This window comes from bacterium, assembly GCA_040754625.1.
Classification (GTDB): Bacteria; JACRDZ01; JAQUKH01; order JAQUKH01; family JAQUKH01; genus JAQUKH01.
On sequence record JBFMCF010000098.1, the window covers coordinates 1 to 13,039 of the forward strand.

General features: G+C 36.9%; 20 protein-coding genes and 5 tRNA genes. 20 read left to right on the forward strand and 5 right to left on the reverse strand.

Features of this window, described 5'->3' with window-relative positions; all coding sequences use genetic code 11:
- Positions 1–100: 100 nt before the first annotated feature.
- Together AB1498_09315 and AB1498_09320 are read right to left on the reverse strand one after the other, a co-directional pair.
- Positions 101–340, reverse strand: a complete 240-nt coding sequence (locus tag AB1498_09315; protein ID MEW6088489.1) for a hypothetical protein — start codon at positions 338–340, stop codon at positions 101–103.
- 122 nt (positions 341–462) lie between these two features.
- Positions 463–1,698: an AAA family ATPase gene (locus AB1498_09320; GenBank protein MEW6088490.1), complete on the reverse strand. Its 1,236-nt coding sequence runs from the start codon at positions 1,696–1,698 to the stop codon at positions 463–465.
- Positions 1,699–1,847: 149 nt separating this feature from the next.
- Between AB1498_09320 and rlmB the strand changes: the two genes are divergently transcribed.
- The 7 genes from rlmB to radC all read left to right on the forward strand — a co-directional run bounded on the left by rlmB (position 1,848) and on the right by radC (position 4,713).
- The gene (gene rlmB, locus AB1498_09325) at positions 1,848–2,597 is read left to right on the forward strand and encodes a 23S rRNA (guanosine(2251)-2'-O)-methyltransferase RlmB (GenBank protein ID MEW6088491.1); all 750 of its coding nucleotides are present in this window, start codon (positions 1,848–1,850) and stop codon (positions 2,595–2,597) included.
- 60 nt (positions 2,598–2,657) lie between these two features.
- Positions 2,658–2,732, forward strand: a tRNA-Thr gene (locus AB1498_09330).
- Positions 2,733–2,853: 121 nt separating this feature from the next.
- Positions 2,854–2,939: transfer RNA gene (locus tag AB1498_09335), tRNA-Tyr, on the forward strand.
- A gap of 110 nt (positions 2,940–3,049) precedes the next feature.
- Positions 3,050–3,123 (forward strand) — tRNA-Gly (locus AB1498_09340).
- A gap of 111 nt (positions 3,124–3,234) precedes the next feature.
- Positions 3,235–3,310 (forward strand) — tRNA-Thr (locus tag AB1498_09345).
- A 96-nt stretch (positions 3,311–3,406) separates the two neighbouring features.
- On the forward strand, positions 3,407–3,982 hold the full coding sequence (locus AB1498_09350; protein MEW6088492.1) for an RNA polymerase sigma factor: 576 nt from the start codon (positions 3,407–3,409) through the stop codon (positions 3,980–3,982).
- Between the two features lie 20 nt (positions 3,983–4,002).
- A complete protein-coding gene (gene radC, locus AB1498_09355; protein ID MEW6088493.1) occupies positions 4,003–4,713 on the forward strand; it encodes a DNA repair protein RadC in 711 nt (236 codons plus the stop codon).
- 7 nt (positions 4,714–4,720) lie between these two features.
- Here radC and AB1498_09360 read toward each other — a convergent pair whose 3' ends face one another.
- From AB1498_09360 to AB1498_09370, 3 genes are read right to left on the reverse strand one after another with little or no spacing between them, the layout of a single operon-like run.
- A complete protein-coding gene (locus AB1498_09360) occupies positions 4,721–5,092 on the reverse strand; it encodes a response regulator (protein ID MEW6088494.1) in 372 nt (123 codons plus the stop codon).
- 14 nt (positions 5,093–5,106) lie between these two features.
- The gene (locus tag AB1498_09365) at positions 5,107–5,331 is read right to left on the reverse strand and encodes a hypothetical protein (GenBank protein ID MEW6088495.1); all 225 of its coding nucleotides are present in this window, start codon (positions 5,329–5,331) and stop codon (positions 5,107–5,109) included.
- A 54-nt stretch (positions 5,332–5,385) separates the two neighbouring features.
- Positions 5,386–5,664, reverse strand: a complete 279-nt coding sequence (locus tag AB1498_09370) for a hypothetical protein (protein ID MEW6088496.1) — start codon at positions 5,662–5,664, stop codon at positions 5,386–5,388.
- Positions 5,665–5,781: 117 nt separating this feature from the next.
- On the opposite strand from AB1498_09370, the gene AB1498_09375 reads away from it, so the two are divergent.
- The 13 genes from AB1498_09375 to rplL all read left to right on the forward strand — a co-directional run bounded on the left by AB1498_09375 (position 5,782) and on the right by rplL (position 13,032).
- Positions 5,782–6,276, forward strand: coding sequence for a zf-HC2 domain-containing protein (locus AB1498_09375; GenBank protein ID MEW6088497.1), 495 nt, complete (start codon positions 5,782–5,784; stop codon positions 6,274–6,276).
- On the forward strand, positions 6,257–6,529 hold the full coding sequence (locus tag AB1498_09380; protein MEW6088498.1) for a hypothetical protein: 273 nt from the start codon (positions 6,257–6,259) through the stop codon (positions 6,527–6,529). Before AB1498_09375 ends, AB1498_09380 begins: the two co-directional genes overlap by 20 nt.
- Entirely contained in the window at positions 6,513–7,061 is a 549-nt protein-coding gene (locus AB1498_09385; protein ID MEW6088499.1) for a DUF3106 domain-containing protein, read from the forward strand. The genes AB1498_09380 and AB1498_09385 overlap by 17 nt, the downstream gene beginning before the upstream one ends.
- A gap of 84 nt (positions 7,062–7,145) precedes the next feature.
- Complete coding sequence (locus AB1498_09390) at positions 7,146–8,162, forward strand: choice-of-anchor X domain-containing protein (GenBank protein MEW6088500.1); 1,017 nt, start codon at positions 7,146–7,148, stop codon at positions 8,160–8,162.
- Between the two features lie 269 nt (positions 8,163–8,431).
- Complete coding sequence (gene tuf, locus AB1498_09395; protein ID MEW6088501.1) at positions 8,432–9,631, forward strand: elongation factor Tu; 1,200 nt, start codon at positions 8,432–8,434, stop codon at positions 9,629–9,631.
- 6 nt (positions 9,632–9,637) lie between these two features.
- A complete protein-coding gene (gene rpmG, locus AB1498_09400; GenBank protein MEW6088502.1) occupies positions 9,638–9,787 on the forward strand; it encodes a 50S ribosomal protein L33 in 150 nt (49 codons plus the stop codon).
- An 84-nt stretch (positions 9,788–9,871) separates the two neighbouring features.
- Positions 9,872–9,945 (forward strand) — tRNA-Trp (locus AB1498_09405).
- An 85-nt stretch (positions 9,946–10,030) separates the two neighbouring features.
- Positions 10,031–10,216, forward strand: a complete 186-nt coding sequence (gene secE / locus AB1498_09410) for a preprotein translocase subunit SecE (protein MEW6088503.1) — start codon at positions 10,031–10,033, stop codon at positions 10,214–10,216.
- A gap of 21 nt (positions 10,217–10,237) precedes the next feature.
- Positions 10,238–10,768, forward strand: a complete 531-nt coding sequence (nusG, locus tag AB1498_09415; GenBank protein ID MEW6088504.1) for a transcription termination/antitermination protein NusG — start codon at positions 10,238–10,240, stop codon at positions 10,766–10,768.
- A gap of 65 nt (positions 10,769–10,833) precedes the next feature.
- Positions 10,834–11,268 carry a 50S ribosomal protein L11 gene (gene rplK / locus AB1498_09420; protein ID MEW6088505.1) on the forward strand — a complete coding sequence of 145 codons (435 nt, stop codon included), beginning with the start codon at positions 10,834–10,836 and terminating at the stop codon, positions 11,266–11,268.
- A complete protein-coding gene (rplA, locus tag AB1498_09425) occupies positions 11,265–11,966 on the forward strand; it encodes a 50S ribosomal protein L1 (GenBank protein ID MEW6088506.1) in 702 nt (233 codons plus the stop codon). Before rplK ends, rplA begins: the two co-directional genes overlap by 4 nt.
- Positions 11,967–12,024: 58 nt before the next feature.
- Positions 12,025–12,555, forward strand: a complete 531-nt coding sequence (gene rplJ, locus AB1498_09430) for a 50S ribosomal protein L10 (protein ID MEW6088507.1) — start codon at positions 12,025–12,027, stop codon at positions 12,553–12,555.
- Between the two features lie 78 nt (positions 12,556–12,633).
- A complete protein-coding gene (rplL, locus tag AB1498_09435) occupies positions 12,634–13,032 on the forward strand; it encodes a 50S ribosomal protein L7/L12 (GenBank protein MEW6088508.1) in 399 nt (132 codons plus the stop codon).
- Positions 13,033–13,039: the final 7 nt, after the last annotated feature.

Sequence of the window (13,039 nt, forward strand, 5' to 3'; positions counted from 1 at the left end):
TTCATTCTGCGCTTGGTTATTTGCCTCCGGATGAATTTGAAGCTGAGCTATTTGAAAAAGAACATAAATTTGGTCCCTGTCAATTTAGTCTAAGCTAAGATTACAGACATAGGGGTTCACTCCAATATGAATCGTCACTGTGAAAATCAAAATTATATTTATCTTTTAGGAAAATCAGAAAATTTGGATAATTGCTTATATTGTCTCCGGTAAGATCGTTATCATTTTTATTTGAAGAATAAAGTCCAAAACGAGATAATCCTATACCAATAAACTCTTTTAACAAAGGTGTTCCCGCTGGTTTAGAAGCTCCTGCCCCAAATATAAAGACTTTATTCATAATCTAATCCTATTTTTTGCGCTGGTTTTTCCGGTGACATCATAAGCTGATGAATCGCTTCAAAGATTGATATTATCTTTTCATCTTTAAATTTACCATATATTCAATTCTCAGTGGCAAAATTAATATAAGAATCCAAATAGCCACAATGGGATTTTATTTTTAAAACCGGTCTCTGTATCATCTAAAACCAGGAATGAATCTTTAAGATTTTTAATCTGGTCAAAATTTTTATTTTTTCCGCCGATTTCAAAGATATTTTTGTTATCAATAAGAAAATCTCCTTTTGATGGGATTGAGACTTTATGAGAAGTATTAAGCATATTCAGGAAAAAAGTTTCCCTGATATTTCCAATATTTGCGGTCTTGTAATCTGTTATTGCATGAATTAAGTTCGGATTATTGAGATAAATCTTTTCAGGTTTTTCCAATTCCCGCAGGCCTCCTTTGCCTTTAGAAATACTCATTATTATCCCCGCGTCTTCCAAATATTTTAGATAAATTTTTAATGTCCGCTCATCTCCAATATCAAGAATGTTTTTTAGATTTTTTAAATCAGGCGTAAAAGGAACAGATGACGCTATAATAGATAAAAGCCTTTTGATTTTTTTAATACTATTACCGTTTAATGAAGGATGTATAAGCATTAAATCGCTTTCGAGTGTAGTATGTATATTTTGCTCCAGTGTTAAACGAAAAATGTTTTTATCCGCGTATTCCTTAAAATAAGGATAATAACCGTAGCTTAAATATTCCTTAAATAATGCAAGGACTTTTCTATTTTTTTGTTCAAGCATAGTTATAGCTTTGGCGGATATTTTTTGGTGATTTTTAGTTATTTCTTCAAGCCCATAACTTTGAAGCTCGCTTTCAGTTGTAATTTCAATAAATTCTCTAAACGATAACCCGGCCATTTTAAAAACAACTGCCCGCCTACTAAGATCATGGGTCCCCTTGTATATCTCCAGCGCCGAACTTCCGGATGCTATTATTTTTAATTTTGGAAATGTGTCATTTATGCTTTTTAATTCTTTTGACCAATTTGAATATTTGTGTATTTCATCAAAACATAAAAGCTCTCCGCCAAGCTTATAAAACTGCTCTGCTATTTCATAAAGTGAATATTTGCCGACAAGAAAATGATCTGCCTGTACATAGATAGCCTTATCTGTAAAAATATCGTTATTATACGAGGAGAGGATGTATTGAATCATTGCAGTGGTTTTTCCTACACCCCTCTGTCCTGTTATTATGGAAAAACGATTAGTTAATGGATTAACTTTCAGAAAATATCTCTTATATTCTCTGTTATAAATGTTAATAAAATTCTGGCTGAGTTTAAATAACTCTTCTATCATATAGCTCCTTTCTGATAGTATTGCAATACTATTAAACCATTAGTTTGTTAGTATTGTATTACTATTATATACATAATTTTTAGTATTGCAATGCAATTTTTTTAAATAGTTGACATTTGTATCCAAAAATGTGTATCATTTAAATCATTATGAATTTTCAAAACAAAATCTGGGGGAAACATCCGGTATTAGAAGCGATAAAATCGGGCAGGAGGGAAATAAAGGTAATATTTTTCAGCAAGGAGCTGAAAAGGGATAGTGTTGATGAAATCAAAAAATTAGCCAGGGAGAAAAATATTGATTTTGTTTCCAAAGACAAAGGTTTTTTTTATAATTTCGGCCAGAGCCACCAGGGTGTCGCGGCGCTTTTAGGTGACGCGGAAAGAAGGATACAAACCAGCGTTGAAGATATTTTAGAGGTAAGTAAAAAAAATGGGAAACCGGCATTTATTATTCTTTTGGACAGTATCATGGATCCGCATAATCTCGGGGCGATCCTTCGCACGGCTGAGTCCGCCGGAGTTGACGGGGTGATTATTCCCAAACACCGCGCGTGCGGCTTAACAGGGACGGTTGCAAAAACCTCCGCAGGCGCGGTGGAACATATTTTGATTGCTGAGGTAACGAATTTATCGCAGGAAATCGAACGGCTGAAAAGTGAAAATATCTGGGTAGTAGGATTAGATACCAGGGCTGAAAAAAGTATTTATGAAATGGACCTGAAAATACCTTTGGCTATTGTTATTGGAAGCGAAGGAGAGGGCTTGCACAAATTGATTAAAGAAAGATGCGATTTTCTGGCCAATCTGCCCATGAACGGCAAAATAAATTCGCTTAACGCCTCTGTTGCCGCGGGAATTTGCCTGTATGAAGCGGTGAGACAGAGAAAAAATAGTTGATATTGACTAATTTATTTTTTTTGATATAATAATAATTTATTTTTAAATTTGGCGGTTTTTGCCGATGTAGCTCAATGGTAGAGCAAGTGATTTGTAATCACTAGGTTGGAGGTTCGATTCCTCTCATCGGCTCCAGATTTTTGCGCAAGACGCAAAAATCAGAGCAATCGAGAATCGAAATTCGAAAATAGAGGAAAAAATTCGATTGCGGTCTATTTTCGATTATCAATTTTCAGAATTTCATATTTACCAATTCGGGGAGATACCCAAGTGGCTAAAGGGAACAGACTGTAAATCTGTCGTCTTCGGGCTTCGAAGGTTCGAATCCTTCTCTCCCCACCAGTTTTTTGCTCTTTGAGTAAAAAACAGAGCAATCGAGAATCTAGATTCGAAAATAGACAGAAATATTTTATTAATCTAATTTCGATTCTCAAATTTCGATTTTCTAAAAAGCGGGAGTAGCTCAATGGTAGAGTTCTAGCCTTCCAAGCTAGCCACGGGGGTTCGATTCCCCTCTCCCGCTCCAAGATTTTTGCACTTTCGCGCAAAAATCAGAGCAATCGAGAATCGAAATTCGAAAATAGAAAAAATCTTTTATTAATCTAATTTCGATTCTCAAATTTCGATTTTCTAAAACGCCCATGTAGCTCAGTTGGTAGAGCACATCCTTGGTAAGGATGAGGTCACCAGTTCAATCCTGGTCGTGGGCTCCACACTTCGCTAAAGCTTCGTGTGGCCTGTGGCCATTCAAAAGCGAAATGTGTCAAGAAACTTGGGATTGAACTGGGAAAAAAGGTTTAAAAAAAACGGTGGATGAATATCTTAAAGATGAAGATGTCCAGCTAATGCTTCGTTTTAAAGACGGTGATAATTCATCCTTTGAAATTCTTCTTGAAAAATATCAGTCCCCGATAATTAATTTTTTATATAAAATAACAGGAAATAAAACAGAGGCGGAGGATTTGACCCAGGAGGTTTTTATCAGAGTATACCATTCCGGGAAAAAATACATTCCACAATCGAAATTCTCCACATGGATTTATATTATCGCGAAAAACACTGCGCTAAATGATATAAGAAGAAAAAAAGGTATTTTGCGTTTTTTAAAAAAGGATTTGGAAGAGCCAGAGAAAAAAATTCCGGATAATAAAAATCCATCAGCCTTGGCTCAGCTGGAACTAAAAGATCTCCAAAAAGTTGTTAAAAACGCGATTGATTTACTGCCGCCAAACCAAAAGATTGCCGTGATTTTATCTAAATATGATAGTTTATCCTATGAAGAAATTTCACAAATTATGGACTGTTCAATTTCTTCTGTAAAATCCCTTTTAAACCGCGCGAAAATATCTTTAAAAGAAAAACTTGAAAAATACGTTTATGATTAAATTTTAATTGTTAATAATTTATGGCCGGAAAAAACTGTAAAAAGAAAATATATGAAAAAGCGATAAAAAATTGGCCGCAGGATGAGAGGCCCAGAGAGAAGCTCTTGAGATGCGGTGAACATACTCTTAGCGATACGGAATTACTGGCCATAATATTACGGACAGGTATAAAAGGACAAAGTGCCGTTGATTTATCCAGGACGATTATCCAAAAGTTTAAAACATTTCGCAATATGGGCCATACAAATATTAAAGACTGGGACATAAAAGGTTTAGGAATGGCGAAGATTGCCCAGGTTAAAGCAGCTATTGAAATAGGCCGCAGGTTCGGAGAAGAAATTCTGAAGGGAAAAAAGGTAAAAATAGAAACTTCACATGATGTGGCAAAGATATTGATGAACAGGCTTAGAGACTTAAAAAAGGAAGTGTTTAAAGTGCTGTATCTGGATGTCAAAAACCAGGTAATTGAAATAAAAGAAATTGAAGAAGGTTCGGTAAACCAGGCAAGTCCAAATGTCAGGGAAATTTTACTGCCCGGTTTACAAAATTTTTCTTCGGGGATCATTTGTATCCATAATCATCCTTCAGGAGATTCATCTCCCAGTGAAGAGGACAGGCAATTTACAAGAAATGTAAAAGATGCCTGCGGCAGCCTGGGATTAAACTTTTTGGACCATATTATTATAGGCGACAATAAATACTTTAGTTTTGCGGATAAGGGATTGATATAAAAATTTTTTATTTGACCGCTCTGTTAAAGACTCTTTCAAGTTCTTCGGTATTTAATGATGCGGTTATAAACCCGGAAGCTCCGTAATGCAGTAATTTCAAATATTCTTTATTTTTTAATTTGTCCCCCGAAGTTATCAGGGCGGGTATCATGGGGAACAATTCTTTTAATTTTTTTAAAATCTCTGCTTGATTTTCTATTTCTTTAATAATACCAATTATAACCAGATTTATCCGGACATTATTCATAATCTCCAGGGCCATTTCTAAATTTAGGGCAAACATTATAAGATGTCCTTTTTCTGCCAGGGTCAGGCCCAGGGAATCAAGAATTTTAGGGTTTTTGTTAATAATTAGAATGTTGAATTTTTTTTGTCTCATAATAGATAATCCTTTCAGTGTTTTCCCAGCGCATTTAAAATTTCTTTTTTTAACGCTCCTTTGGTTTTTACGCTGTTTATGTCAAGTGACAGGTTCTTAAAGAGAAAAAAGAAATGGTTAAATATCATTGAACGGGGGATATTGGCATTTTTTTTGCAGCATAATTTATTTAAAAAAACTAATTCTTTTTTATTCAGCTTTAGAAAGATAATTCTGTCTTCCTTTTTATTATTTTTCATTTTTATTTCCCTTTACATGAAAAGTTGTTTAGGGCTTTTCAAAAATTAAAAAAATCAATTTCTTTTTTTATATGCTGCCACTGCCTCGGAGACCCTGACTCTCAGATCTTTTTCTTCCTTTATTCCCATAACATCAATTTTTAAATCCATCATCGCGTCTAAAATGGCCCTTAAAATATATGATTTAGGTAGTCTGTATCCTCCGGACCTTCTCATTGTGCTTCGCAGATTTTCCAGCCAATCATCTATTTCGGGAGTAATTGTAACAGGTATTCTGATAAGGTCTTTTCGGACATTACCGCGAAAACGTTTATATACAGTTCTTTTTTCCATACTTTGAAATATTATAATGTTTTGTAAAAAAAATCAAGTAAAATGTCAGAAAAATATCCATATTTTTTACCGCAACTTTTTCCTTAAATCTGTGTTTATACATATGGAGGCCAAAAAATGAGTTGCCGTGAAATAAAAAGCTCGCTGCCTTTATTCCTTGCAGGGGAGTTGCCGCAGGATGAAAAATCCAGGATAAAAATACATCTTGAGAAATGTTTAAATTGTAAAAAAGAATTGGAACTATTTCAAAAAAGCTGGGATTTGCTTGATATTGCTGATAAAATCCAGCCTTCAATTGCTTTTAAATCGAAAGTCCGCCGGAAGATTTCTGAAAACGGATATGACTGTCAGAAAAATAAATTTTTAAGGATGCCTGAATTTTTGCCAAAATGGGTGCCTGCGGCAGTTATAATGTTTTTATTAATGACCGGCGGCGGCGGGTTGTATTTAAGAAAAATTTTTATAAACCAAAGGATCCAGAATTACGCTTTGATATTTGAATATGAAAATACCCGGATCCCGGATGACCTGGATTTAGCGGAGGAATTGGAATTAATTGAAAATATGCACGTGCTGGAGGAGGTTGAATTAATTGATTCGATTAACTTGTAAGGTAGTTGTATTGACTTTATTTATCGCAGTGATTTCGGTTTTTATGGAAAATGGGGATATTGTCTTCGCGGAAGATTCCGTTGAAGTTATTACAGGGGAAGATATGGACATAGTTGAAAATCTTGAATTGCTGGAGAATGAAGATATCGAAATGTTTAGGAAGATGGAAATTTTAGAAGAAGACGATTTTGAATCGGTTGAAGAATTGGATGTCCTTGAACCGGAGGTGTCTGAAGATGAAGAAAAAAAATAAAATAATGTTTATCCTTGCGGTGAATCTTTGCATTTTTTTGGGATGGAAAGGGCCTTTTGTATTTGCGGGTGTGGATAACCCGGGAATTAAAGTAAATGGAGCATTGATAGAAAAATGGAAAAGGTTATCTCCTAAAGAAAGAGAAATGATAAGGGACAGGTACCGTCTTTTCAAAGATATTCCTCTGTCCGAAAGGGAAAGCTTTAAAAGAAATTTAAAACGGTTTAACGCCCTTTCGCCTGAAAAAAAAGCGGAAGTTAAGCGTAACTGGAAAAGGATGCAGAATTTATCGGTAACGGACAGAAAAAGGATTTTATTAAATTATGAAAAATGGAAAAATTTACCTCCCGGGAAAAGAGAAGAATTAAAAAAGTTATATAATAAGTTTAAAGAAATGCGGTCTGAAGAACGCAGGCTTTTTTGGGAGAAACAAAAACGCTGGCAGTCTTTGACCCCTGAAGAAAAGAGGCGTTTACGGCAGGAATACCAGATAAGAGAAAGAAACCGCAAAAGACCGCCTCCGCGGGAATAAAAATTTTTTAAAAATTTAATTGAAACTTTTTTTGGAGAATTATTGGTATAATAAAATATAATTAAAAAGAAAGGAGTGTAATTCATGAAAAATAAAGCAGTAAGCATATTTTTGACAGTATTTGTGTTTTCCGTTTTTTTTACCGGATGCAATATGTTTGGAAAAGATGACGAAAATAATCCGACATCATCAACAACTACCGGGGGAGGCACTACGACGACGGGAACTGCTTCTACATCTGACCAGAGTGATGTGGAAGAGGCTCTGGCAAACGATGATCTGTTTACCCAGGAAATGAGCGATATGCTGGACGAAGATGAAAGTATGATGGAACTGTCATCCAAAGATGATGGATTTAAACTTTCCCCGCTGAGTCTTATTGACACAACTCTGCCGAGGGCAGAATATCATCAACGCTGGAGAAGACAAAGAACGGGACTTTCGAATATTAGTAAAACGTTGGAATTTGGTAAAAGTGGTGATACAAGCTATTGCAATATTACAGTTGCCAGAAATATTACGGGACTGTTTTGGGTTGATACGACCCGCGACGGCATAAAGAATCCCGGGCATAAACCTTTCGCGGATACAATTACCCACAAGTGGTATTTTGAGAAATATCCCGGCAGGGGCTGGCACCTGGCAAAAATTTCCCCGCGTGAAATAAAATTGACTGATACATCAAAACAAAAAGTCTTTATTGATAAAATCCAGGTTGTGTCTAATGGTCAGACGGTTATAGAAATAACCTCGCCGGGCCAGATGATTTTAAGGGATAGCCTGCCTCTTTTTACCTCGGGGCAAGAGGTTAAAGTAATGGCGACAGTTAGAAATACCAGCCCAAGTTATTATCCGGAGACCTTTGTTTTCCTGCACCATTTTTCAGCGTTTGGAATACATAAACGTTTAAAGATGGTCGATGACGGAACAAACGGTGATGATATCGCCAATGACGGAATCTGGACAGGTACATGGAGGGTTTGGGGAAATTTAAGGCATTATGCGGTTATTGACGTTTTGGATTCAAAATGTCTCCAGAACCAGACAGATGACGATTATAATTCAAACGCGTGGGGTTTGCCATACAGGGTGATACCTTAAGTAAATTATAATTTTTAGAATAATTAAAAAACCTCTCTTAAATTTAAGGGAGGTTTTTTATTGGAAAGTTAAGAAATAAATAAAATTTGAATGAATTTTAATTTTTTTCTTGACAAGTTATATTTTTTTGTTATACTTTACACTTTATCGGTATAATTATGCCGGTAATCGTGAAGGAAGTATAACGTAAAACGTAAAAAGTGTATAGAGTTAAAGTTATATACGTGTTACGAATCACGAATTAGGTATTTAACGAGGAGGAATAAAAAATGGCTAAGGAAAAATTTGAGAGGAAGAAGCCGCATGTAAATATAGGGACAATAGGGCATGTAGATCATGGAAAGACGACGTTAACGAGCTCGATAACGAAGGTATTATCAAAGAGCGGTTTAGCGCAGGCAAGGAACTATGATGAAATAGACAACGCACCGGAAGAGAAGGAAAGAGGAGTAACAATCAATGTGCATCACACGGAATATGAGACAGCGAACCGGCATTACGCGCATGTAGACTGTCCCGGTCACGCGGATTATATAAAGAATATGATAACGGGGGCGGCGCAGATGGACGGAGGGATACTGGTGGTAAGCGCGGCAGACGGGCCTATGCCGCAGACAAGGGAACATATACTGTTGGCAAGGCAGGTAGGGCTGCCTGCGATAGTGGTATTTTTGAATAAGATAGACATGGTAGATGATAAAGAGCTTTTGGATTTGGTGGAGTTGGAAGTAAGGGAATTATTGAGCGCGTATAATTTTCCCGGGGAGGAGATACCTGTAATAAAAGGGAGCGCGTATAAGGCGATGGAATGCGCATGCGGGAAGAGAGAATGCCAGTGGTGCGGGAAGATATATGAGTTAATGGACGCGGTGGACAAATATATACCATTGCCGTCAAGGGACGTTGACAAGCCGTTTTTGATGTCAGTAGAGGATGTGTTTACGATAACTGGACGTGGGACGGTAGCGACAGGGAGAGTGGAGAGGGGGATAGTAAAGGTAGGGGAAGAAGTGGAAATAGTCGGGATAAAGGACACGAAGAAGACGGTAGTGACTGGGATAGAGATGTTCCGCAAACTGCTGGATGAAGGAAGGGCGGGTGACAACATAGGCGCGTTGTTAAGAGGCGTGGAGAAGAATGATGTGGAAAGGGGCCAGGTATTGGCGAAGCCCGGGAGTATAACGCCGCACAAGAAATTTAAAGCAGAGGTGTATATATTGACAAAGGAAGAAGGAGGGCGTCACACGCCGTTTTTCAACGGGTACCGTCCGCAGTTTTATTTAAGGACGACGGATGTAACAGGAATGACGAAACTTCCGGAAGGTGTGGAGATGGTGATGCCTGGAGACAATGTAACAATGGAAGTGGAGTTAATATCAAAGATAGCAATGGAAAAAGGGTTAAAATTCGCGATACGCGAGGGCGGCCGGACGATAGGTGCCGGGGTCATCGCGGAGATACTGGAGTAGAATGAAATGCGGGAGATAATTACTTTAGCATGCACTGAATGTAAAGAGCGTAATTATTCGACGATGAAGAATAAAAAGAAACATCCGGATAGAATGGAGACTAAGAAGTATTGTTCTTCGTGTAATAAACATACCTTACATAGGCAGACAAAATAGAAAATCTGCATTTTACGGGATAAAGGTTATTTCCCATCCTAACTAGTGGTAAATAATCAAAATATTTCTTTAGCTCTTGATTCTAGGAGCGTCGGTTAACGGTAAACCACCGGTCTCCAAAACCGGAACTGCGGGTTCAATTCCTGCCGCTCCTGCCAAAATTTTTCGCTTTGCGAAAAATTAGAGTAATTAGTAATTTGTGAAAAAAAGGAGAAGTTTTTAGTCACACATATATAGGATAAAATGGTAGAAAAGATAAAACCTTTTTTTGAAGAAGTAAAAACTGAGATTTTTAAAGTAACCTGGCCTACTAAGCAAGAAGCTTCAGCAGGGACAGTATTGGTGGTAATAGTTTCTATATTGTTATCCGTTTTTATAGGATTTATGGATTTGGGTTTTTCGAAATTAATTCAATTTTTATTAAAATAACTTCGATATTTTGGGATCGATATGGCAAAAAACTGGTACGTACTTCATACCTATTCAGGGTATGAGATGAAAGTAAAAGCGAATCTGGAGCATAGGCTGGAAACAATGGGGATGACCGATAAGGTTGGTAAAATTCTCATTCCTACCGAAGAAGTTGCTGAAATAAAAAAAGGTAAAAAAGAGATAACCGTTAAAAAAGCTTTTCCGGGCTATATTCTTATAGAAATGGAAATGGACGAGGAGTCTTGGTATGTTATCAGGAATACACCCGGAGTTATGGGGTTTGTTGGTGCGGGCGCTAAACCTATACCTTTGGAGGAAAATGAGGCTAAAGGTATTATTGACAAGGTAGAGAGAGAAAAATCTAAACCGAGGGCAGAAATACCATTTAAGAAAAACGATACAATAAAGGTAACAAATGGGCCCTTTGTGGGGTTTTCCGGTGTGATAAAAGAAATTCATCCTGAACGCGGGAAAGTTAAAGTGATGGTGACAATATTCGGCAGATCGACCTCTGTCGAATTGGATTTTTTGCAGATAGAAAGAGCGTAAAGAAAACTAAAGGGCTGAAAACAAAAGAACGAAGATATAAAATTTTAGATTGATAAAGGAGTTATATGGCGGGGAAACTGATCGCGATAGTAAAATTACAAATACCGGCCGGGAAGGCTAATCCTGCTCCACCGGTAGGGCCGGCACTGGGCCAGCACGGTGTGAACATTATGGAGTTTTGCAAGGCTTTTAATGCAGCTACACAGGCTCAGATGGCTGAAAATTTAATAATTCCTGTAGTTATCAGTATTTATAGTGACAGGACCTTTACATTTATAACAAAGACTCCGCCAATGGCTGTTCTTATCAAGAAATCCGCCAAAATTGCTAAAGGATCGAGTATGCCTAACCGTGAAAAAGTTGGAAAGATTACAAGGCAGGAAGCGGAAAAAATTGCCCAGACAAAAATGAAAGATCTTAATGCAAAAGATTTGAAAGGCGCGGTGAAAATGGTTATGGGAACTGCACGAAGCATGGGTGTAGAGGTGGAGGAAACATAATGCAGCATAGTAAACGTTATAATACAGCAAAAAATTTAGTTGAGAAAGATAAAGCTTACACATTAAAAGAAGCAGTAGCTTTATTTAAACAAATGCCAAAAACAAAATTTGATGAGACAATAAACGTAACCATAAAACTTGGTGTTAATCCAAAGCACGCGGATCAAATTGTTAAGGGGACTGTAGTGTTGCCGAAAGGAATTGGCAAAACAGTGAAAGTATTGGTTATTGTAAAAGGTGAAAAAGAGAAAGAGGCTAAGGAGAATGGTGCGGATTATGTCGGCGCTGAAGATATATTAGAAAAAATTTCAAAAGGCTGGCTGGATTTTGATGTAATAGTGGCAACTCCGGATATGATGAAGGAACTAAGCAAATTAGGAAAAATATTAGGCCCGAAGGGATTAATGCCCAATCCTAAAATGGGGACAGTCACTTTTGATGTCGGCAAAGCGGTGAGAGATATTAAAGCCGGGAAAGTGGAATTTAAAGTTGATGATGCCGGTGTCATGCATACAATTGTAGGTAAGGCCTCTTTTAATGAAGAGTCAATTTTGGAAAATCTAAAGACATTATTGGAAGCTGTGTTGATCGCCAAACCATCTGGTGCTAAAGGGCAATATTTAGAAAATGTTTACCTTTCGTCCAGCATGGGGCCTTCCATAAAACTGGATAAGCAAGAAATAGTAGCGCTTCATTAGGAAATTAACAATTGTAAATTGTCAATTGACAATTGGTATTAAGTAGGGGGTGAAAGCAGTGGTTCGAGCAGAAAAACAAAAAAAAGCTGAAGAGTTGCAGGATAAGATTTCAAAGGCCAAATGTTGTGTTTTAACCGAATATCGCGGGTTAAATGTAGAGAATATTAATAAGTTGAGAAAAAAAATAAGAGAAGCCGGGGGCGAATATCGTGTTGTAAAAAATACATTGACTAACATAGCCTCAAAAAATCTGGGTCTGAACGGATTGGAAAGCCATTTGAAAGGGCCTACGGCAATAGCATTTGGATATGAAAATGAAAGTGCGGTGATTAAAATATTATTTAATTTTAGCAAAGGTTTTGATAATTTCAAGGTAAAAGCAGGAGTTTTGGATGGGGTTAACGTAATAGATGCAGATATGCTTAAAAAATTATCAATGCTGCCTGGTAAAGAAATTTTATTATTACAGTTAATATCTTGTATAAAAGGGCCATTGTTTAATCTTGTTAATGTATTACAGGCAAATTTACAAAATATGGCTTTGGTAATTAATGAATTAAAACTTAAAAAAGAAAAAGAAGGTGTTTGAACAATTTAAAATTAATTTAAAATTTGCACTTTGCAATAAATTGCAATGTAGCGAAGCGACAAGGAAAGGAGCAAAGAAATGCCTGATACAAGAATAAATGAACTAGTGGAAAATATTGGAAAATTGAGCGTGCTGGAATTATCCGAATTAGTTAAAGCAATTGAGGAAAAATTTGGAGTAAAAGCTCAAAGCGGTATGACTATGGCATTTGCGCCTGCCGCAGCAGCCGGGGGCGCCGCGGCAGAAACAGCGGCCAAGGCGGAAAAAACTGAATTTGATGTTGTTCTTGTTTCTGCGGGGGAAAAGAAAATTCAGGTTATTAAAGTAGTCAGGGAGCTTACAGGATTGGGGTTAAAAGAGGCCAAAGATTTAGTTGATAACGCGCCTAAGAATGTTAAGGAAAAAATAAGCAAGGAAGAAGCGGAAAAATTCAAGGCTAAACTGGAAGAACAAGGCGCAAAAATTGAAATAAAGTAAAAATTAT

Excerpts from the sequence above, each read along its gene's own strand:
- AB1498_09315 (MEW6088489.1), bottom strand. The coding sequence starts at position 340 with ATGAATAAAGTCTTTATATTTGGGGCAGGAGCTTCTAAACCAGCGGGA.
- AB1498_09320 (MEW6088490.1), bottom strand. The coding sequence starts at position 1,698 with ATGATAGAAGAGTTATTTAAACTCAGCCAGAATTTTATTAACATTTAT.
- rlmB (MEW6088491.1), top strand. The coding sequence starts at position 1,848 with ATGAATTTTCAAAACAAAATCTGGGGGAAACATCCGGTATTAGAAGCG.
- radC (MEW6088493.1), top strand. The coding sequence starts at position 4,003 with ATGGCCGGAAAAAACTGTAAAAAGAAAATATATGAAAAAGCGATAAAA.
- AB1498_09360 (MEW6088494.1), bottom strand. The coding sequence starts at position 5,092 with ATGAGACAAAAAAAATTCAACATTCTAATTATTAACAAAAACCCTAAA.
- AB1498_09365 (MEW6088495.1), bottom strand. The coding sequence starts at position 5,331 with ATGAAAAATAATAAAAAGGAAGACAGAATTATCTTTCTAAAGCTGAAT.
- AB1498_09370 (MEW6088496.1), bottom strand. The coding sequence starts at position 5,664 with ATGGAAAAAAGAACTGTATATAAACGTTTTCGCGGTAATGTCCGAAAA.
- AB1498_09375 (MEW6088497.1), top strand. The coding sequence starts at position 5,782 with ATGAGTTGCCGTGAAATAAAAAGCTCGCTGCCTTTATTCCTTGCAGGG.
- AB1498_09385 (MEW6088499.1), top strand. The coding sequence starts at position 6,513 with ATGAAGAAAAAAAATAAAATAATGTTTATCCTTGCGGTGAATCTTTGC.
- AB1498_09390 (MEW6088500.1), top strand. The coding sequence starts at position 7,146 with ATGAAAAATAAAGCAGTAAGCATATTTTTGACAGTATTTGTGTTTTCC.
- tuf (MEW6088501.1), top strand. The coding sequence starts at position 8,432 with ATGGCTAAGGAAAAATTTGAGAGGAAGAAGCCGCATGTAAATATAGGG.
- rpmG (MEW6088502.1), top strand. The coding sequence starts at position 9,638 with ATGCGGGAGATAATTACTTTAGCATGCACTGAATGTAAAGAGCGTAAT.
- secE (MEW6088503.1), top strand. The coding sequence starts at position 10,031 with ATGGTAGAAAAGATAAAACCTTTTTTTGAAGAAGTAAAAACTGAGATT.
- nusG (MEW6088504.1), top strand. The coding sequence starts at position 10,238 with ATGGCAAAAAACTGGTACGTACTTCATACCTATTCAGGGTATGAGATG.
- rplK (MEW6088505.1), top strand. The coding sequence starts at position 10,834 with ATGGCGGGGAAACTGATCGCGATAGTAAAATTACAAATACCGGCCGGG.
- rplL (MEW6088508.1), top strand. The coding sequence starts at position 12,634 with ATGCCTGATACAAGAATAAATGAACTAGTGGAAAATATTGGAAAATTG.